Origin of the sequence: Roseburia hominis (assembly GCA_040702975.1) — a bacterium.
In the GTDB taxonomy this organism is placed as follows: Bacteria; Bacillota; Clostridia; order Lachnospirales; family Lachnospiraceae; genus Allocoprococcus; species Allocoprococcus hominis_A.
In genome coordinates, this window is the sequence record CP159990.1 from 2,396,900 (window position 1) to 2,417,805 (window position 20,906).

The window sequence follows — 20,906 nt, forward strand, 5'->3', positions numbered from 1 at the left end:
CAAAAGCCCGATATGATAAAGTAATTAGGAATAGCAAAGAAGATCAGGAGGATAAGGAACAATGTATACAGAAAAAGTAATGGATCATTTCCAGCACCCGCGTAATATGGGAGAGATAGAAAATGCCAGCGGGGTAGGAACCGTCGGCAATGCAAAATGTGGCGATATCATGAGGATTTATCTGGATATTGACGACAACGGCATCATCAATGATGTAAAATTCAAGACATTCGGCTGCGGGGCGGCCGTTGCGACCAGCAGCATGGCAACAGAGCTTGTAAAGGGAAAACATATTCAGGAAGCGATGAAGGTGACCAATAAAGCGGTCATGGAGGCCCTTGACGGACTTCCGCCGGTGAAGGTGCACTGTTCTCTTCTCGCAGAGGAAGCAATCCATGCAGCTCTTTGGGATTATGCCAAGAAGCATGACATCAAGATCGAAGGACTGGAAAAACCCAAATCTGACATTCACGAGGGTGAGGAAGAAGAGGAAGAAGAATATTAGAATCGCCGCATAGGGGCGTTTGCCCCGGTATATGAGGAAAAGATGATGGAAAACAAAAAAGTAGTAGTAGGAATGTCAGGCGGAGTGGATTCATCGGTTGCGGCCTATCTGCTGAAAAAGCAGGGATATGATGTGGTCGGTGTGACCATGCAGATCTGGCAGGACGAAGCCCGTGAGGTCCAGGAGGAAAACGGTGGCTGCTGCGGACTTTCGGCAGTGGAGGACGCCAGAAGAGTTGCGTCTAAGCTTCAGATTCCCTATTATGTGATGAATTTCAAACAGGAATTCCAAAAATATGTCATTGACTATTTTGTGGGGGAGTACCTGCATGGCAGAACACCGAACCCGTGTATTGCCTGTAATCGTTATGTAAAATGGGAAGCACTCCTGTCCCGCAGCCTGGCGATCGGAGCGGATTATATCGCCACAGGGCATTACGCGCAGATCGAGAAGCTGGCAAATGGGCGGTTCGCCATCAAGAATTCAGCGACGAAACAAAAGGATCAGACCTATGCTCTTTACAATCTGACACAGGAACAGCTTTCCCGGACTTTGATGCCGGTGGGAGCCTACTCGAAGGAAGAGATTCGCCGGATTGCAGAGGAAATATCTCTTCCGGTGGCAGCAAAGCCGGACAGCCAGGATATCTGCTTCGTGCCGGACGGCGACTATGCGTCGTTCATTCAGAGGGAACATGGCGGCAAGATTCCTACGGGAAATTTCGTCACCTCCGACGGAAGGATATTGGGGCGGCATAAGGGAATCACGCATTATACCGTAGGACAGAGAAAAGGACTGGGACTGGCCCTTGGCTACCCGGCCTTCGTTCTGGAAATCCGGCCTGATACAAACGAGGTGGTGGTCGGGACCGGCGAGGAATCCATGACGAATCAGGTGCGCGCAGACCGGCTGAATTTCATGTCGGTGGAAAGTATTGAAGATGAGATGCGGGTATTTGCCAAAATACGGTATAATCACAAGGGCGCATGGTGTACGGTCCAAAGAACCGGTGAGGACGAGATCCTCTGTACGTTCGACGAGGCGCAAAGAGCCGTCACGCCCGGACAGGCACTGGTGCTGTATGATGGCGATTATGTCCTCGGCGGAGGAACAATTCTATACCCATAGGGCACCCCGCATGGCCATTCGGCCGTTTCACAAGGTATAGAGCCTGAAGCAAAAGGAGAAAGCGATGATTTTAGCAGATTGTCATATGCATACCGGTTTTTCGACGGATTCCGAGGCGGCGCCGGAGGAAATGATAAAAGCGGCGATCGGGAAGGGCCTTAAGGCCGTCTGTATCACCGATCACGAGGATAAGGATTATCCGAACCCGGAAGAATTCTATATCGATTTTCCGCGTTATGTGCAGACGATTGATAAGTTGAAAGAAGCATACCGCGGCCAGATCGATGTTCGTATGGGAGTGGAGATAGGGTTGCAGCCGCATTTGGGCGATTACTACCGGCAGCTTACCGAGAGCTATTCCTTTGACTTCGTGATAGGTTCCGTACATGTGGTAAGAGGCATGGATCCCTATTATCCGGAGTTTTATGAGGGCAGGAGCGATGCCGACGCTTATAGGGAGACACTGGAGGAGACAATCCGGGATATCAGGAATGTCCCGGACTTTGATACCCTGGGACATTTGGATTATGTAGTGCGTTACGGAAGAAAGAAGGCCGAAGAATATTCCTACCAGAAATTTTCGGATCAGATTGACGAGATCCTGCGGCTTTTGATCTGGCATGGAAAGGGACTGGAGTTAAATACGGCGGGGCTGAAATACGGACTTCCCTTTGCGCACCCGCACCCGGACGTCCTTCGCAGATACCGGGAATTAGGAGGCGAGATCATTACCGTCGGGTCGGACGCTCACAGGCCCGAACATGTGGCCTACGATTTTGACAAGGCCGCCGGGATCCTGACACAGTGCGGATTCCGGTATTACGCCGAATTTATCGGGAGGAAGCCCATTTTCCAAAAGATATTGTAAATATAGGAAAAAAGCCCTGTGAGAGGAGACTTTTGGGCTTTTATCTGTGAAAAAGAGAAAACATAGGACAAAAATACAAAAGATACTTGAATTTTTGTTTTGAATTTAGTACAATAAAATATGGTTGATGAATCTTTAACAATGTTATAGATTATCAATGATAGTTCACTGTAAACACAGTAGTACAATTAAAACTTTAGGAGGACTAAATCATGGCAGTAAAAGTAGCAATCAATGGATTTGGACGTATTGGACGTCTTGCATTCAGACAGATGTTCGGAGCAGAGGGATATGAGATCGTAGCAATCAACGACCTGACTTCCCCGAAGATGCTTGCTCACTTATTAAAATATGATTCTACACAGGGCACATACGCTCTTGCAAGCACCGTAACAGCTGGCGAAGATTCCATCACTGTTGACGGAAAAGAAATCAAGATTTACGCAATGGCTAACGCTGAGGAGCTTCCGTGGGGAGAGATCGGCGTTGACGTAGTTCTGGAGTGTACAGGATTCTATACCTCCAAGGCAAAAGCAGAAGCACACATCAAAGCAGGTGCTAAGAAAGTTGTTATTTCCGCTCCGGCTGGAAAAGACCTTCCGACTATCGTTTACAATGTAAACCATGAACTGTTGACAAAAGAAGACAATATCATTTCTGCAGCTTCATGTACAACAAACTGCTTGGCTCCGATGGCGAAAGCGCTTAACGACCTTGCACCGATCAAATCTGGTATCATGTGTACAATTCACGCTTACACAGGCGATCAGATGACTCTTGACGGACCGCAGAGAAAAGGCGATCTGAGAAGATCTCGTGCAGCAGCAGTTAATATTGTACCGAACAGCACAGGCGCAGCAAAAGCTATCGGTTTAGTTATCCCTGAATTAGATGGTAAATTGATCGGTTCCGCTCAGCGTGTACCGACCCCGACAGGATCTACCACTATCCTGACAGCAGTAGTAGAAGGCGAAGTTACCGTTGATCAGATCAACGCAGCTATGAAGGCAGCTTCCAACGAATCCTTCGGCTACAACACAGACGAGATCGTATCCAGCGATATCGTTGGTATGAAGTATGGTTCTCTGTTCGACGCTACCCAGACAATGGCTCTGCCGATCGGCAACGGAACAACAGAGGTTCAGGTTGTTTCCTGGTACGACAATGAGAACTCTTACACAAGCCAGATGGTAAGAACAATCAAACATTTCGGAACACTTCTGTAAGCCGTTTGATTGGACAAGTAAGAATTGAATTCTATGGATCTTGATCCAAATTAGACCAGGTTGAACGTTCATCAGGCGTTCATCTAGGTATGCTTGGCGATTCACAAAGGGTCCGGTCTTTTTGGACCGGACCCTTTATTACATAGCAGATGCGGATTCTGCTGTGTGGATACCCCCAAAAGGGAGCGCGTGACGCGCGCAAGAAGGCTATTAAATATAGTTAGGAGGAAACAAACATGCTTAACAAAAAATCTGTTGATGACATTAATGTAAAAGGCCAGAAAGTCCTTGTAAGATGTGATTTCAATGTACCGCTGATTGACGGAAAGATCACAGACGAGAACCGTCTTGTTGCAGCTCTTCCGACCATCAAGAAACTGATCGCTGACGGCGGAAAGATCATTCTTTGCTCACACCTTGGCAAACCGAAGGGAGAGCCGAAACCGGAGATGTCTCTGGCACCGGTAGCTGCACGTCTTACCGAGCTTCTCGGACAGGAAGTAAAATTTGCTGCTGATCCGGAAGTAGTCGGACCGAATGCAAAAGCTGTAGTGGAAGCTATGCAGGACGGAGACGTGATCCTTCTTGAGAATACCCGCTACAGAATCGAAGAGACCAAGAACGGAGAGGCATTCTCCAAAGAACTTGCATCTCTTTGTGATGTATTTGTAAATGACGCATTTGGTACCGCACATCGTGCACACTGCTCTAACGTAGGCGTTACCCAGTTCGTTGACACCGCAGTTGTCGGATACTTAATGCAGAAAGAGATCGATTTCCTCGGAAATGCAGTGAATAATCCGGAGAGACCGTTCGTAGCGATCCTTGGCGGAGCGAAAGTTTCCAGCAAGATTTCTGTTATTGAGAACCTGCTTGAGAAGGTTGACACTCTGATCATCGGTGGCGGTATGTCCTATACGTTCAGCAAGGCACAGGGCGGCTTTGTAGGTAAATCTCTTCTCGAAGCAGATTACTGCGACTATGCTCTTAACATGCTGAAAAAAGCAGAAGAAAAAGGCGTGAAATTATTACTTCCGGTCGACAACGTGATCGCTGATGATTTCTCCAACGATGCAAACACCAAGGTCGTTGCAAATGGCGAGATTCCGGAAGACTGGCAGGGACTGGACATTGGACCAAAGACCGCTGAATTATATGCAGACGCTGTAAAAGAAGCTAAGACAGTTGTTTGGAATGGACCGATGGGCGCATTTGAGATGCCGAAATTCGCAGCAGGTACAGAGGCAGTTGCCAAAGCGCTTGCAGAGACTGACGCAGTTACCATCATCGGCGGCGGCGACAGTGCTGCTGCAGTAAATCAGCTGGGATATGGCGACAAGATGACCCACATCTCCACTGGCGGCGGAGCATCTCTTGAATTCCTGGAAGGCAAAGAACTCCCGGGCGTAGCAGCAGCTAACGATAAATAAAGAACAGGGAGGAATATAAAAATGGCAAGAAGAAAGATTATTGCAGGAAACTGGAAGATGAACATGACTCCATCTGAGGCAGTTGAACTTGTTAATACATTAAAACCGCTGGTAGCTACTGAGGAAGCGGATGTTGTATTCTGTGTACCGGCTATCGATATTATTCCGGTCATGGAAGCTGCAAAAGGCAGCAATATCCAGGTTGGCGCTGAGAACATGTACTACGAGGAGAAAGGTGCATATACAGGAGAGATTTCTCCGGCTATGCTCACAGACGTAGGAGTAAAATACGTGGTTCTCGGACATTCTGAGAGAAGGGAGTACTTCGCAGAGACCAATGAGACCGTAAATAAAAAGATGCTCAAGGCTTTCGAGCACGGCATCACTCCGATCATGTGCTGTGGTGAATCTCTGGAGCAGAGAGAGCAGGGCGTAACGATGGACTTTATCCGTCAGCAGGTTAAGGTTGGATTCCTGAACGTAACAGCAGAGCAGGCTAAGACAGCAGTGATTGCTTACGAGCCGATCTGGGCAATCGGAACAGGAAAGACAGCTACCACTGAGCAGGCTCAGGAGGTTTGCAAAGCGATTCGTGAGTGCATCGCTGAGATCTATGATGAAGCGACTGCTGAAGCAATCCGTATTCAGTACGGCGGATCTGTAAACGCAGCTACCGCACCGGAATTGTTCGCACAGCCAGATATCGATGGCGGATTGGTAGGCGGTGCAGCCCTGAAACCGGATTTCGGAAAGATCGTAAACTACAAATAATCGAATATCGATAGAATATTGTGAGAAATAGAAAACCTCACTTCAAGTTATGATCAATTCATAATTGAAGTGGGGTTTCTTATTTCATGCGATTAACCTTCCACTCTCTTAAATTTGTCCGCTCCCTGTTTGCAGATCGGGCATATATAGTTTTCCGGTAACGGGTCCCCCTCGTATACGTAGCCGCAGATCTGGCAAACATATTTTACAGAAGGTTTGCTTTCTTCGACCGTCTCCTCATCGGGAAGATAGGTGGGAGCGTTTTTCGGGCTCTTTCCTTTTACGACCTTGTGGTAGTAGGAGTAAGTCATCTCCGGAGCGGCACCTTCATAGACTTCAGCAGCGATCACTTCTCCAAGAAATACGGTATGGGTCGCAGTTTCCATTTTATCAATGACCCTGCAAACGACATAGCCACAGGTCTTCTTAAGTACGGGAGCGCCCTCAGCCATTTCATAATCTACACCGGCAAATTTGTCGATATCTTTTCCTGACTGAAAACCGAATGTGCCGATCAGGTCTGCCGGAGAATCCTCTGCAAGGATGGAGAACGAGAAAATGCCTGATTTTTCGATACACGCATTTGTGTAGTTGTCATGGTTGATGCTGGCAGCGATTGTGGCAGGAGAGGAAGTAATCTGCATAATGCTGTTTGCTACACAACCAGTAGGACGATCGCCGTCCATGGTCCCTACTATATATACGCCGTAAGACATATTCCTGAAAATTTTTGTGTTCATGTTATACCTCCTTTAAATTAAAATAATAACTATTCCTAGTATATAGCATATAAAATCTACAAGTCAACCGTTTTTGCGTGTCAAAAATAATTCGTTGAGGGAATGGGGGAGTTGGGGAATTTGTCAAATATTCTACAATCTATTGCAAGTACAAATAAAATCATGTAAAATAGGAAAGCAGAGCAGTAAAAAGTTAGTATATTAGCCCTGATTATAAAATAAAAAGGAGTGTAGGACAGATGAGCAAAAAACCAACGGTTTTAATGATTTTGGATGGATACGGATTGAATGACAAGACAGCCGGGAATGCGGTTGCAGAAGGTAAGACCCCGGTTATGGATAAATTGATGCAAGAGTGTCCCTTTGTAAAAGGAAACGCCAGCGGACTTTTCGTGGGACTTCCGGATGGACAGATGGGAAACTCTGAGGTAGGACATCTGAACATGGGTGCCGGCCGCATTGTGTATCAGGATCTTACCAAGATTACCAAAGCAATCGAGGACGGAGATTTCTTCGAGAATCCGGAGCTTTTGAAGGCTTGTAGGAATGCAAAGGAAAACGGCGGCGCACTCCACATGTATGGATTGGTTTCCGACGGCGGCGTGCATAGTCACAATACGCATATTTACGGACTTCTTGAACTGGCAAAAAGAGAAGGCTTATCCAAGGTATATGTTCATTGCTTCCTGGACGGACGTGATACTCCGCCGGCATCCGGTAAGGATTATGTGCAGGAGCTGGTGGACAAGATGGCCGAGATCGGCGTCGGTGAAGTTGCGAGTGTGATGGGACGGTACTATGCGATGGACCGTGATAATAGATGGGATCGTGTGGAGAAGGCATATCGCGCATTGGTAGACGGCGAAGGCGTGACGGCAGAAAGTGCAGTACAGGCTGTTCAGCAGTCCTATGATAAGGGAGAGACAGATGAGTTCGTTCTTCCGACAGTTGTGTTAAAAGACGGCGCTCCGACAGCGATGATCAAAGATGGCGATTCCATTATCTTCTTCAATTTCCGCCCGGACCGTGCAAGAGAGATCACCAGAACATTCTGCGATGACGAGTTCACTGGATTTGAAAGAGGTCAGAGGGTAAAGACCACTTATGTATGCTTTACCGAGTACGACGTTACGATTCCGAACAAATCCGTTGCATTTGTGAAGACAGAGATCACCAATACATTTGGCGAGTTTCTGGCAAGTCACAATATGACACAGGCAAGGATCGCTGAGACGGAGAAATATGCGCATGTTACGTTCTTCTTCAACGGTGGCGTGGAAGAACCGAATAAGGGCGAGGATCGTATCCTCGTAAAATCTCCGAAGGTCGCAACCTACGATCTGAAGCCGGAGATGAGCGCATACGAGGTGTGTGACAAACTGGTCGAGGCAATCAAATCTGACAAGTATGACGTAATCATCATCAACTTTGCGAACCCGGATATGGTAGGGCATACCGGCGTTGAGGCGGCTGCGATCAAGGCTGTCGAAGCAGTTGACGAGTGCGTGGGAAAAGCGGTAGAGGCGATCAAAGAGGTGAACGGCCAGATGTTCATTTGTGCGGATCACGGAAATGCAGAGCAGCTGATCGACGAGGAGACCGGCGCTCCGTTTACAGCGCATACGACCAACCCGGTACCGTTTATTCTGATAAATGCAGAGGGATATGGATTGAGAGAAGGCGGCTGCCTTGCAGATATCGCTCCGACCCTGATCGAACTGATGGGTATGGAAAAACCTGCTGAGATGACAGGAGAATCCCTGCTTATCAAGAGATAAAATGAATAAAAAAGATTTATGAGATTCAAATTTATACCATATAACGCCAAAAATTCTATAATATAACAAGAAAAATGCAGGAATCTGTTGACGGAATGTCATTTGTCGGATATACTATCATACAGTGAGTAAAAATGGGAGGTCTGATGATGACGGCGTATAAGGATTTGAGCAGAGAAGAGCTGCTGGAGCTGAAAGCAGAATTAGAAAAAGAGTTTGAGGATGTGAAAGGTAAAGGTCTGAAACTGGATATGTCCAGAGGAAAACCCTCCAAGGCGCAGCTTGACATTTCTATGGGAATGATGGATGTTCTGGGAAGTGATACGAACCTGGTCTGTGAGGAAGGCGTTGACTGCCGGAACTATGGTGTAATAGATGGAATTAAAGAGGCAAAACAGCTTTTTGCTGATATGATGGAAGTACCGAAGGACAATATTATCATCTTTGGAAATTCCAGCCTGAATGTGATGTACGATACTGTGGCACGTGCCATGACACACGGAATTATGGGCAGCACGCCCTGGGCGAAGCTCGACAAAGTCAAATTCCTGTGTCCGGTACCGGGCTATGATCGGCATTTTGCGATCACAGAGCATTTTGGCATTGAGATGATCAATGTTCCGATGACGGAAAATGGACCGGATATGGATATCGTGGAGAAACTGGTGGAGAGCGACCCGGCGATCAAGGGAATCTGGTGTGTACCGAAATACTCCAATCCGCAGGGAATCACTTACTCAGATGAGACGGTGCACCGTTTTGCCAAGCTGAATCCGGCGGCAGAGGATTTCCGTATTTTCTGGGATAATGCCTACGGAATTCATCATTTATATGAGGATAAGCAGGATTATCTGATCGAGATTTTGATGGAGTGTAAGAAAGAGGGACATCAGGACATGGTATATAAGTTCGGTTCCACCTCCAAGATTAGTTTTCCGGGATCCGGTATTGCAGCGATTGCGGCGTCAGATAATAACTTAAAAGAGATTCGTAAGATGATGTCAATCCAGACTATTGGACATGATAAACTCAACCAGCTTCGTCATGTGCGTTTTTTCGGAGATATTCACGGAATGGTACAGCATATGAAGAAACATGCCGACATTCTTCGCCCGAAGTTTGAGACGGTCCTGACCGTGCTTGAGGAAGAACTTGGGGGACTGGAAATCGGTTCCTGGCTGGCACCGAGAGGAGGATATTTCATTTCGTTTGATGCGATGGAAGGCTGTGCGAAAGCAATCGTGGCAAAGGCAAAAGAGGCAGGGCTTGTTATGACCGGCGCAGGCGCAACGTTCCCGTATGGAAAGGACCCGAAAGATAGTAATATTCGAATCGCACCGTCCTTCCCGACGCCGGAAGAACTGGCAGTTGCGGCAAGGGTGTTCGTGCTCAGCGTGAAGCTGGTAAGTATCGATAAGTTGCTTGGCGAGATGGCGTAGTACGGTGAGGAGAAATCATGCCGCGTGCTGGCAGCTGATGGAATAACAAGAAAGGGCAATTCCTTATGACAAAGAATTATTATGAACCATGTGAGGAACTAAAGCAGTGCAATGAGTTCATTGAAAAATACTATAAAACGGGCGATTATGTGACTTGCTTTCAGGAGCATATGAAACTTGCCAAGAAAGGGTATCCGCTGGCTGAATGTCAGATAGGCTGGTTCTATTATAGCGGCCTGGGCGTCGAGAGGAATGAGAATGAGGCATTTCTGTGGACGAAGCGGGCGGCGGAGCATGGCGACAGAGATGCGCAAAATAATCTGGGCGAGTTTTATGAAGAGGGAATCGGAACAGAAAAAGACTTGGAACAGGCAAAAGCCTGGTATGTGAAGGCAGCTCAAAATGACAGCCCTGAAGGAATTGAGAAATGTCTTGCATTAGGGATTGAATATTGATAATTATTTTGTAAAAAAGCAATTGCAAACTGTATCAGAAAAGGGATGGAAGATGCCTGGTCTGATACAGTTTGTTTTTTTCATAAGTAAATGCGCCCTATGAAAGAAAAAACGCTCCGCGAGGATATTTGGATGGACATAGCACGCTGGAGTTCTGATGACAATGAGCGAAAATGCCTAAAATAGAAAAATCAAGAGTTATATTTTGTGTAGCAATTGCGTGGAAAGACGGATTGTGCTAAAATAAAAAAAGAGTGGCGAGAGAGAACGCTGCTCTATGACAGAGGAGGACTTACTTATGGATAATGTAATGGTATCAGAACACCCTTTGATTCAGCATAAAATATCAATTCTAAGAAATAAAAACACCGGTACGAATGAATTCCGTAAATTGGTGGAAGAGATTGCCATGCTGATGGGATATGAGGCACTGCGCGACCTGCCGACGCAGGATGTGGAGATTGAGACTCCTATTGAAACCTGCATGTCGCCGATGATTTCCGGGCGAAAACTCGCAATCGTTCCGATCCTCAGAGCAGGACTTGGCATGGTGAATGGAATTCTGACGCTGGTTCCGTCTGCAAAAGTAGGACATATCGGTATGTATCGGGATGAGGAGACACATGAACCGCATGAGTATTTTTGCAAATTGCCGGCTGCGATTTCCGAGAGACTGATCATCGTACCGGACCCGATGCTTGCGACGGGAGGCTCAGCTGTTGCAGCGGTTGATTTCATTAAGCAGCATGGAGGAAAAAATATCAAATTTATGGCGATCATCGGTGCGCCGGAAGGTATTAAAAGGCTGCATGAAGCACATCCGGATGTGCAGATTTATGTGGGACATGTGGATCGGGAATTGAATGAGAACGCATATATCTGTCCGGGACTCGGAGATGCCGGAGACCGTATTTTTGGAACGAAATAATTGTAAAAGTTTTTTATTGCCAAGTATATCTAAGTGAAGGGCCAGTGGACGTTCATCTCGGTTACATCTTCTTATAAGCCGTAGAAAGCATCAGTTTAATACGATTGAGCTGATTTACCTCGCTGGCACCCGGATCGTAGTCGATGGCGACGATGTTGGATTCGGGGTGACGCCGACGAAGCTCCTTGATAACCCCTTTCCCTACCACATGGTTCGGCAGGCAGGCAAATGGCTGCGTGCACACGATGTTCGGGGCACCATCTTGAATTAATTCCAGCATCTCGCCGGTAAGGAACCAGCCTTCTCCGGTCTGGTTTCCGAGAGAGACGATCTCTTTTGCCATGGAAGCCAGATGATCGATGTGTGACGGCGGATCGAACCGTTTGCTGGCCTTTAGTGCGTCTACAGCAGGCTTTCGGAACCATTCCAGTGCGGCGATTCCGAGGTTTGCCTTGCGGGCTGAGGATTTCTTCATACCGAGATGCTCCGCTTTAAAGTTCGTATTGTAGAAGCAGTACAGGAAGAAGTCCAGAAGATCCGGTACCACCGCCTCGGCGCCCTCCTGCTCCAAAAGCTCAACCAGATAGTTGTTGGCTGCCGGAAGGAATTTTACAAGGATCTCTCCGACGATACCGACTCTCGGTTTCTTCACATCGCGAAGGGGAAGAGAGTCAAAATCAGCAACAATGTCGCGGCAGAGTTTTTTAAATTCGCTTCGGCTTTGGCGCTTCTTTGTAATAAATTCTATAGCCTTCTGTTCCCATTTTTTGTGCATCGCATTCGCGGAGCCCAAAGCTTCCTCGTAAGGACGGACACGGTACAGGCACCGCATGAACAAGTCACCAAGAACCAGTCCGTATATACCCTTGAAGATCAGATTCGGAGTAATCTTGAATCCCGGATTGCTCTCCAGTCCGCTTAAGTTGATGGAGATGACCGGAATATGGCCATATCCGGCTCTTTTAAGCGCCCGTCGGATAAAGCCTATGTAGTTGGAAGCACGGCAGCCGCCTCCGGTCTGGCTTATGATCACGGCGAGATGGTCGGTATCATATTTGCCGGAAAGAATGGCTTCCATGATCTGTCCCACCACGATAAGAGAGGGATAGCAGGCGTCATTATTCACATATTTCAGACCAACATTTACCGCATTTTTGTTGTCGTTTTTCAGAACCTCGATCTTGTATCCGGCCTGCCTGAATGCCGGCTCGATGAGGCTGAAATGAATCGGCGACATCTGCGGGCAAAGGATGGTGTATGTATCACGCATTTCTTTTGTAAATGCTATTTTTTCAATGGACGCGGGGTGAATCTCGCGTTTTATATTTCTCTGTTCACGCACTCTGATGGCGGCGATGAGAGAGCGGATACGGATACGCGCCGCACCTAAGTTATTTACCTCGTCTATTTTGAGAGAGGTGTAAATCTTATCGGAACCAGTCAAAATGTCGGAGACTGCATCGGTGGTCACCGCATCGAGGCCGCATCCAAAGGAGTTGAGCTGGATCAGATCCAGGTCGTCGCGCGTCTTGACATAGTTGGCTGCCGCATACAGTCGGGAATGATACATCCACTGGTCCATAACGATCAACGGCCGCTCCACCGGATTCAGGTGAGAAATAGAATCCTCGGTCAGAACTGCAATTCCATAGGCGGTGATCAGTTCCGGAATGCCGTGGTTTACCTCAGGATCATAGTGGTATGGACGCCCGGCCAGAACGATGCCGCGGGTTCCCGTCTTTTCCATATAGGCAAGGGTCTCCTCGCCTTTTTCGCGGATATCCTGGCGGCAGGCGCTAAGCTCCTCCCAGGCCGCGTGGGCAGCGGCTTTGACCTCAGAAGCGGGTATGTTTCGCCCGGTAGTAAATTCCCGTACCAGACCCTCAGAGGCAACCTCTTCATTGGTCAGTGCCAAAAATGGATTCATGAAATCCACTTCACCATGGACGATTGGGTCCATATTATTCTTGATATTTTCCGCATAGGACGTTACGATAGGGCAGTTGTAATGGTTATCCGCATCGGCAAATTCCGTCCGCTCATACGGGATACAGGGATAGAAGATAAAGTCCACGCCCTGATTAATCAGCCACTGCACATGCCCGTGTGCGAGCTTGGCAGGATAGCATTCAGACTCGCTGGGTATGGATTCGATACCCAGTTCATAAATCTTGTGGGTGGAAGCCGGAGAGAGTACCACCCGGTATCCCAGTTTGGTAAAGAAGGTAAACCAGAACGGGTAGTTCTCATACATGTTTAAAACTCGCGGGATTCCCACCGTGCCGCGGGCAGCTTTTTCAGCAGAAAGCGGCTCATATCCAAAATACCGCTCGTTCTTCCATGCAAACAGGTTGGGAATGTTACTGTTTGTCTTTTCCTTGCCCAGACCACGCTCACAGCGGTTTCCTGAGATGAAACGGCGTCCACCGCTGAATTTGTTGATCGTCAGACGGCAGTTGTTGGTACAGCCTTTACATTTGGACATGGTCGTCGTATATTCCAGCGCATTGATCTCATCGATGGAAAGCATGGTAGTATTCTTACATTCTTTAAAGCCATAGCGCTCCCGCGCAATCAGGGCCGCACCGAAGGCGCCCATGATTCCGGCAATGTCGGGACGGATTGCTTTGCAGTTTGCTATTTTTTCAAAACTCCGCAGAACGGCGTCGTTATAGAAGGTTCCGCCTTGCACGACGATCCGTGAGCCCAGCTCAGAGGCATCGGAAACCTTGATTACTTTGAACAGCGCATTCTTGATGACAGAATAGGCAAGGCCTGCGGAAATGTCTGCGACTTCCGCGCCTTCTTTTTGCGCCTGTTTTACCTTGGAGTTCATAAATACGGTACAACGGGTTCCCAGGTCGATGGGGTGCTTTGCAAATAAGGCCTCGTGAGCGAAATCCTGTACACTGTAATTCAGGGATTTGGCAAAGGTCTCGATGAAAGAACCGCAGCCGGAAGAGCAGGCCTCGTTGAGCTGCACACTGTCTACCGTCTGATTCTTGATCTTGATACATTTCATATCCTGTCCGCCGATATCCAGGATGCAGTCCACCTCCGGTTCAAAATAGGCGGCGGCATAGTAGTGCGCCACGGTCTCCACCTCGCCCTCGTCGAGAAGAAGTGCGGCCTTGATAAGCGCTTCCCCGTATCCGGTGGAGCAGGAGTGTACGATATTGACGCCTTCCGGCAGTTTGCTGTAAATATCCTTAATGGCAGAAAGTGTCGTGCCGAGCGGATCTCCGTCATTTCCATGATAGAAGGAGTAGAGGAGCGTTCCGTCCTCGCCGACCAGAGCGGCCTTGGTCGTCGTGCTTCCTGCATCGATTCCCAGATAAGCGTTGCCGCGGTAGGAGGCCAGGTCATTTACCGGGACCTGGTGTTTGGCGTGACGATTCTTGAATTCCTGATAATCCGCTTCGCTGGAAAAAAGAGGCTCCATGCGTTCCACTTCAAAATCCATCTGGATATGAGCGGCAAGCTGGTTCTGCATATCGCGTAGTGTAGTGATCACTTCCCGGGGGGAGTTGAGCGCAGAGCCGACTGCCGCGAACAGGTGGGAATATTTGGGCGCAATAATATGTTCATCATCCAGCTTTAAGGTGCGAATGAACGCTTCCCGAAGTTCAGGAAGAAAATGTAAGGGTCCTCCAAGAAAGGCCACATGTCCGCGAATCGGTTTTCCACAGGCCAATCCGCTGATTGTCTGATTGACGACCGCCTGGAAAATAGAAGCAGCCAGATCTTCCTTCGTAGCCCCGTCATTGATCAGAGGCTGGATATCAGATTTGGCAAATACTCCGCAACGGGCCGCAATGGTATAAAGCGCCTTGTAATTCTTGGCATAGGCGTTGAGCCCCGTGGCGTCCGTCTGTAAAAGGGATGCCATCTGGTCGATAAATGATCCGGTGCCGCCGGCACAGATGCCGTTCATGCGCTGTTCAATATTTCCGTTCTCAAAATAGATGATCTTGGCGTCTTCTCCGCCAAGCTCAATGGCAACATCCGTCTGCGGAGCATAGTCCTGCAGCGCGGTGGAAACGGCCACCACTTCCTGAACGAAGGGAACTCCCAGATGCTTTGCCAGGGTGAGTCCGCCTGAACCGGTGATCATGGGGGATACCCGAACAGGGCCGAGCTTATAGATGGCGCGGCCTAACAGATCGGATAAGGTCTCCTGAATATTGGCAAAATGCCGTTCGTAGTCGGAAAAAAGGACATCATTCTCGCTGTCAAGAACAGCAATCTTTACGGTAGTCGATCCGATATCGATTCCCAGAGTATATAGTTCTGTTTTACTCATACATTAATCTCCTTGTCAAACTATTACTAAACAAATGTATCTTTTCAGTATTGTTTCTACCTATTAAATGTGGATTTAGCTATTCCACAATCGCATTCATTATACGACAGAATGTGATAAAATACAAATGGAACTTCAAGGTATTTTAACTTTTTCTTCTGGTTGACAAATATGGCGTGCAAGGCTTACAATATCAGCATAAAATGAAGGAGAAAGTATTATTGTATGAAAAAATGGTTGGATAAGATGGAAAGAAAGTTCGGACGGTATGCGGTCAGGAATCTGACACTGTATCTGATTGTCTGCTATATAGTAGGATTTGTGCTGAGCCAGACGATGCCGGCGCTTTTAAGCTATTTTACACTGGAGATCGGACTGGTTCTGAAAGGACAGGTCTGGAGGCTGATCAGCTGGGTGATCATACCGCCTCAGACGAATATCATATTCGTCATATTTATGCTGCTTCTTTACTATTCTCTGGGTACGACGCTGGAGAGGACCTGGGGGGCGTTCCGCTATAATGTATATATTTTCTCGGGAATGATTTTTACCATCATCGGTGCGGTGCTTGTGTATCTGCTGACCGGCGGGGTGATCGGACTGGGTGGACTGTTCAGTACTTATTACATCAACCTTTCCATTTTCCTTGCATGTGCGGCTTTGATGCCGGATCTGCAGCTTTATTTTTGGGGATTTATTCCGATTAAGATGAAGTGGCTGGCGTATCTGGACGTAGCCCTTTTGCTGATTGATATGGTGAATGGTAATCTGATTATCCGCATCATCATCATCGCTTCCCTTTTGAATTTTATTATATTCTTTTTGTTTAATCGCAATATGCAGCCGTATCGTCCGAAGGAGATCGCACGCAAGAAGCAGTTTCACAGGGAGATCCAAAGACCGGTAAACCGGTACGAGGGCGGCGCGAGGCATAAATGTGCAGTGTGCGGAAGAACAGAGCTGGACGATCCGAATCTGGAATTCCGTTATTGTTCAAAATGTAATGGGAATTATGAATATTGTCAGGATCATTTGTTCACGCATACGCATGTAAAATAAAAGAGGATCCTGCTTTGAAGGTGCATGAATATTCGTGTAAAATCCGTTACCTATGCGGACGGGAGTGAAAAATAAATGAAGGCTGCAAATGAGAATGAGAGGAGAAAGACAGACATGAAGAAGACACCATTTGTAACAAAAGAACAGTTGGAGGAGATCGTAAGTAAGTTCCCCACGCCGTTCCACCTCTATGATGAGAAAGGAATCCGTGAAAATGCAAAGGCTTTACAGGAGGCATTTTCCTGGAACAAGGGCTATAAAGAATACTTTGCAGTAAAGGCAACTCCGAATCCATACATTCTACAGCTTTTGCATGAGCTGGGCTGTGGATGTGATTGTTCTTCCTATACAGAACTGATGCTTTCCGATGCGGTCGGTGTAAACGGTCATGAGATCATGTTTTCATCGAATGATACGCCGAAGGAAGAATATCAGCTTGCGGATCAGTTAGGCGCAATCATCAATCTCGATGATATCACACATATTGATTTTTTAGAGGAGGCGATCGGGAAGATTCCGGAGACGATCAGCTGCCGGTACAATCCGGGAGGACTTTTTAAGATTTCCAACAGTATCATGGACAATCCGGGCGATGCCAAGTATGGTATGACCACGGAGCAGATCATTGAAGCCTTCAAGATCCTGAAAGCGAAGGGGGCGAAGGAGTTTGGCATTCATGCCTTCCTTGCCAGTAATACCGTGACGAATGAATATTATCCGACGCTTGCGAAGGTCCTGTTCGAGGTCGCAGTGAAGCTCCAGAAGGAGACGGGAGCACATATTAAGTTCATTAACCTGTCGGGTGGAATCGGAATTCCTTACAGACCGGACCAGGAGCCGAACGACATCAAAGTGATCGGTGAGGGCGTGCGCAAGGTATACGAGGAAGTATTGATACCTGCGGGAATGGGCGACGTGGCGATCTACACGGAGCTGGGACGTTTTATGCTGGGACCATATGGCTGCCTGGTAACCAAGGCAATCCATGAAAAACACACGCATAAGGAGTATATCGGCGTAGACGCCTGTGCGGCGAATCTGATGCGTCCTGCGATGTACGGCGCCTACCATCACATCACGGTGATGGGAAAGGAAGACGCGCCGCTGGATCATGTTTATGACGTTACGGGGTCTCTATGTGAGAATAATGACAAGTTCGCCATTGACAGAGAACTTCCGAAAATCGATATGGGCGATCTTCTTGTAATTCATGATGCAGGAGCCCACGGATTCTCCATGGGATATAACTATAACGGAAGGCTGCGCTCCGCGGAGGTTCTTCTCCAGGAAGACGGGACTGCGAAGCTGATCCGAAGAGCGGAAACACCGATGGATTATTTTGCGACATTTGACCAGTTCCCGGTCTATGAAGAATTGAAGAAATATATGCCGGAATAGGGAAAACGTACCCGTGAGATAAAAAAGAAATAATAAAAAAATCAGGAGAAACGTAAAAAAGACTTGCGAACCGGGGAAAGATATGGTATAATTATTTTCGGTTCGTGATAAGCCGGCGTGTCGGAATGGCAGACGAGGCAGACTCAAAATCTGTTGTGGGCAACCACGTGCGGGTTCAAGTCCCGCCGCCGGCAGTAATAAGACCTTGTAGACATGGTGTTTACAAGGTCTTTTGTATAGGGAAAGGAATAACAGCATGAGTAAAATTGTATTGATTGATGGTCACAGTATATTGAATCGGGCCTTTTATGGCCTGCCGGATCTTACAAATGCGGAAGGACTCCATACCAATGCGGTATATGGATTTCTGAATATCATGTTCAAGATTTTAGAGGAGGAGAAACCGGAATATCTGACGGTGGCGTTCGACGTCCATGCGCCCACCTTCAGGCATGAGATGTACGCGGAATATAAGGGCACAAGAAAGCCGATGGCGGAAGAACTTCGGGAACAGGTTCCCATTATGAAAGAAGTGCTCCATGCCATGGGAATCGTGACCATTGAGCAGGCAGGACTGGAGGCGGACGATATTCTGGGGACGCTTTCAAGGAGATGTGAACAGGCCGGTATGGATGTGGTGATTATTTCCGGCGACCGGGATCTATTGCAGCTTGCGACGAGCCGTGTCGAGATACGGATACCGAAGACGAAGCGGACAGGTACGGAGATCGAGAATTACTATGCAGAAGATGTGAAGGAAAAATATCAGGTCACGCCAAAAGAATTTATCGACGTAAAGGCCCTTATGGGTGACACCTCCGACAATATTCCGGGTGTGCCGAATATCGGAGAGAAGACAGCCACGAAGATCATCGCGGAGTATGGCTCCATTGAGAATGCCTATGAGCACGCCGCAGAGCTTAAGCCGCCGCGCGCATCTAAGAATCTGGTGGAATTCTGGGAACAGGCGAAGATGAGCAAGGTCCTGGCCACGATCAATGTGGAGGCAGACGTAGCGCATGATCTTGCCAGTGCGAAGTTAGGGAATCTATATACGGAAGAGGCATACGCCTTTTTCCAGAGACTGCAGTTCAAGAATCTTCTGGGCCGGTTCGATGTCAAGACGGAGAACGCCCTGGAGGATTGTTTCGTCATCGTGAAAAAGAAAAAACAGGCCGAAGAAATTTTTGCAAAGGCAGCGGGTGCCAAACGTATCGGTGCAGCTATCTATAAGGATACCCGGAATGTTCTGCCGCTTTTTGCAAACAGTGCCGGACTTGGAGGCATTGCGGTTGCATTTGACAAAGAAGAGGTCTATTGCTTTTCTGAGGGCGGAGATCTTACCATCGAATATTTGCTTGCAGAGCTAGAAAAACTGGCGGCGCGGGTGGCATGTTTTGTCATGTTCGATCTGAAACAGGCGCTTTCCTGCCTGACCATTTCCGAAGAGCGGGAAGGGAACTGTTTCGATGCGACAGTGGCCGCCTATCTTCTGAATCCGTTAAAAAATGATTACACATATGACGATGTGGCGCAGGAGCATTTGGGATTTGTCATTGACGCAAAGGCAGATCAGGAAGTGAGGGCGTGTTATGAGGCCTACACGGCATTTGCTGTGGTCCCTGTACTGGAGGAGAAGCTGCGTACACAGGAAATGTGGACACTTTTTGCCAAAATAGAGATGCCGTTGGTATTTACCCTGTATCACATGGAGAGAAGCGGAGTGAGGGTCGAAGCGGAGGCATTGAAAATCTACGGCGAACAGCTTGGCGGCCGGATTGCATTGTTGGAACAGGAGATCTATGAGCTGGCCGGGGAGACCTTTAATATTAATTCGCCCAAGCAGCTTGGCGTCATCTTATTTGAAAAGATGGGCTTAAAGGGCGGAAAGAAAACGAAGACTGGGTACTCGACTGCGGCGGACGTGCTGGAAAAACTGGCACCGGATTATCCCGTAGTGTCCAAGATCCTGGAATACCGGCAGCTTACCAAATTAAAATCGACCTATGCGGACGGACTGGCCGTATTTATCGGAGAAGATGGCCGGATTCACGGGAAATTCAACCAGACGATCACGGCTACCGGGCGGATCAGCAGTACAGAACCGAACCTGCAGAATATCCCGGTGCGTATGGAGCTCGGCCGGCTTATCCGGAAGGTCTTTATCCCGGAGGAGGGATATGTCTTTTTGGACGCCGACTATTCGCAGATCGAGCTTCGCGTGCTGGCGCATTGTTCCGGCGATAAGGAACTGATCCAGGCATACAGGGAGGCGAAGGATATCCACCGGATCACGGCGTCTCAGGTATTTCACACGCCATTTGAGGAGGTGACTCCGCTTCAGAGAAGAAATGCGAAGGCTGTGAATTTTGGAATCGTCTATGGTATCAGTTCGTTCGGACTGAGCCAGGATCTTAGTATTACCCGGAAGGAAGCGGCGGAATATATAGAGCGGTATTTTGAGACGTATCCGGGAATAAAGCGTTTCCTTGACGATACGGTCGCGCATGCGAAAGAAATGGGCTATGTGGTGACCTTGTTCGGCAGACGGCGCCCGGTGCCGGAGCTTGCTTCCAGCAATTTCATGCAGAGGCAGTTCGGGGAACGGGTGGCGATGAATGCACCGATCCAAGGGACGGCGGCAGATATCATGAAGATTGCCATGATCCGTGTAGACAAGGAGCTTAGAGAGCGGCAGATGAGATCCAGACTGGTACTTCAGGTTCATGATGAGCTTTTGATCGAGACCTGGAAAGAGGAAGCAGAAGAGGTGAAGACGATCCTGAAGAACTGTATGGAACAGGCGGCAAGCCTTGACGTTCCGCTGGAAATCGATATGCATACCGGTGAAAACTGGTACGAGGCAAAATAGGGTAAG

At 48.0% G+C, this 20,906-nt stretch carries 15 protein-coding genes and 1 tRNA gene; 14 read left to right on the plus strand and 2 right to left on the minus strand.

The genetic code is table 11. The annotated features are described in order from the left end of the window. The first annotated feature begins 61 nt into the window (after positions 1-61). From nifU to tpiA, 6 genes are all read left to right on the plus strand, one after another. Entirely contained in the window at positions 62-505 is a 444-nt protein-coding gene (nifU, locus tag ABXS75_11060) for a Fe-S cluster assembly scaffold protein NifU (protein XCP83622.1), read from the plus strand. 45 nt (positions 506-550) lie between these two features. Beyond that, complete coding sequence (gene mnmA, locus ABXS75_11065; GenBank protein XCP87139.1) at positions 551-1,633, plus strand: tRNA 2-thiouridine(34) synthase MnmA; 1,083 nt, start codon at positions 551-553, stop codon at positions 1,631-1,633. 64 nt (positions 1,634-1,697) lie between these two features. Then, entirely contained in the window at positions 1,698-2,501 is an 804-nt protein-coding gene (locus ABXS75_11070) for a histidinol-phosphatase HisJ family protein (protein ID XCP83623.1), read from the plus strand. Positions 2,502-2,713: 212 nt separating this feature from the next. Beyond that, a complete protein-coding gene (gene gap / locus ABXS75_11075) occupies positions 2,714-3,727 on the plus strand; it encodes a type I glyceraldehyde-3-phosphate dehydrogenase (GenBank protein XCP83624.1) in 1,014 nt (337 codons plus the stop codon). A gap of 236 nt (positions 3,728-3,963) precedes the next feature. After that, positions 3,964-5,157: a phosphoglycerate kinase gene (locus ABXS75_11080; protein ID XCP83625.1), complete on the plus strand. Its 1,194-nt coding sequence runs from the start codon at positions 3,964-3,966 to the stop codon at positions 5,155-5,157. Between the two features lie 21 nt (positions 5,158-5,178). Beyond that, positions 5,179-5,928 (plus strand): triose-phosphate isomerase, encoded by a 750-nt coding sequence (gene tpiA, locus ABXS75_11085; GenBank protein ID XCP83626.1) that lies wholly within the window; start codon positions 5,179-5,181, stop codon positions 5,926-5,928. A gap of 92 nt (positions 5,929-6,020) precedes the next feature. On the opposite strand, the gene ABXS75_11090 is transcribed toward tpiA, so the two are convergent. Further along, entirely contained in the window at positions 6,021-6,668 is a 648-nt protein-coding gene (locus ABXS75_11090; protein XCP83627.1) for a flavin reductase, read from the minus strand. 239 nt (positions 6,669-6,907) lie between these two features. On the opposite strand from ABXS75_11090, the gene gpmI reads away from it, so the two are divergent. From gpmI to upp, 4 genes are all read left to right on the plus strand, one after another. Beyond that, entirely contained in the window at positions 6,908-8,446 is a 1,539-nt protein-coding gene (gene gpmI / locus ABXS75_11095; protein XCP83628.1) for a 2,3-bisphosphoglycerate-independent phosphoglycerate mutase, read from the plus strand. 149 nt (positions 8,447-8,595) lie between these two features. Further along, positions 8,596-9,885: an aminotransferase gene (locus tag ABXS75_11100; GenBank protein ID XCP87140.1), complete on the plus strand. Its 1,290-nt coding sequence runs from the start codon at positions 8,596-8,598 to the stop codon at positions 9,883-9,885. Positions 9,886-9,950: 65 nt separating this feature from the next. After that, entirely contained in the window at positions 9,951-10,340 is a 390-nt protein-coding gene (locus ABXS75_11105) for a tetratricopeptide repeat protein (GenBank protein XCP83629.1), read from the plus strand. Between the two features lie 298 nt (positions 10,341-10,638). Further along, positions 10,639-11,268, plus strand: coding sequence for a uracil phosphoribosyltransferase (gene upp / locus ABXS75_11110; GenBank protein ID XCP83630.1), 630 nt, complete (start codon positions 10,639-10,641; stop codon positions 11,266-11,268). Positions 11,269-11,329: 61 nt separating this feature from the next. Here the strand turns inward: upp and ABXS75_11115 are convergent, their stop codons facing one another. Beyond that, the gene (locus ABXS75_11115; GenBank protein ID XCP83631.1) at positions 11,330-15,571 is read right to left on the minus strand and encodes an acyl-CoA dehydratase activase-related protein; all 4,242 of its coding nucleotides are present in this window, start codon (positions 15,569-15,571) and stop codon (positions 11,330-11,332) included. Between the two features lie 225 nt (positions 15,572-15,796). Here ABXS75_11115 and ABXS75_11120 point away from each other — a divergent pair, with 225 nt between their 5' ends. The 4 genes from ABXS75_11120 (at position 15,797) to polA (ending at position 20,900) form a co-directional block, all read left to right on the plus strand. Further along, on the plus strand, positions 15,797-16,630 hold the full coding sequence (locus tag ABXS75_11120) for a hypothetical protein (GenBank protein ID XCP83632.1): 834 nt from the start codon (positions 15,797-15,799) through the stop codon (positions 16,628-16,630). Positions 16,631-16,744: 114 nt separating this feature from the next. Then, entirely contained in the window at positions 16,745-18,028 is a 1,284-nt protein-coding gene (locus ABXS75_11125) for a diaminopimelate decarboxylase (protein XCP83633.1), read from the plus strand. 111 nt (positions 18,029-18,139) lie between these two features. After that, positions 18,140-18,222 (plus strand) — tRNA-Leu (locus tag ABXS75_11130). 62 nt (positions 18,223-18,284) lie between these two features. After that, positions 18,285-20,900, plus strand: a complete 2,616-nt coding sequence (gene polA, locus ABXS75_11135) for a DNA polymerase I (GenBank protein ID XCP83634.1) — start codon at positions 18,285-18,287, stop codon at positions 20,898-20,900. Positions 20,901-20,906 lie beyond the last annotated feature (6 nt).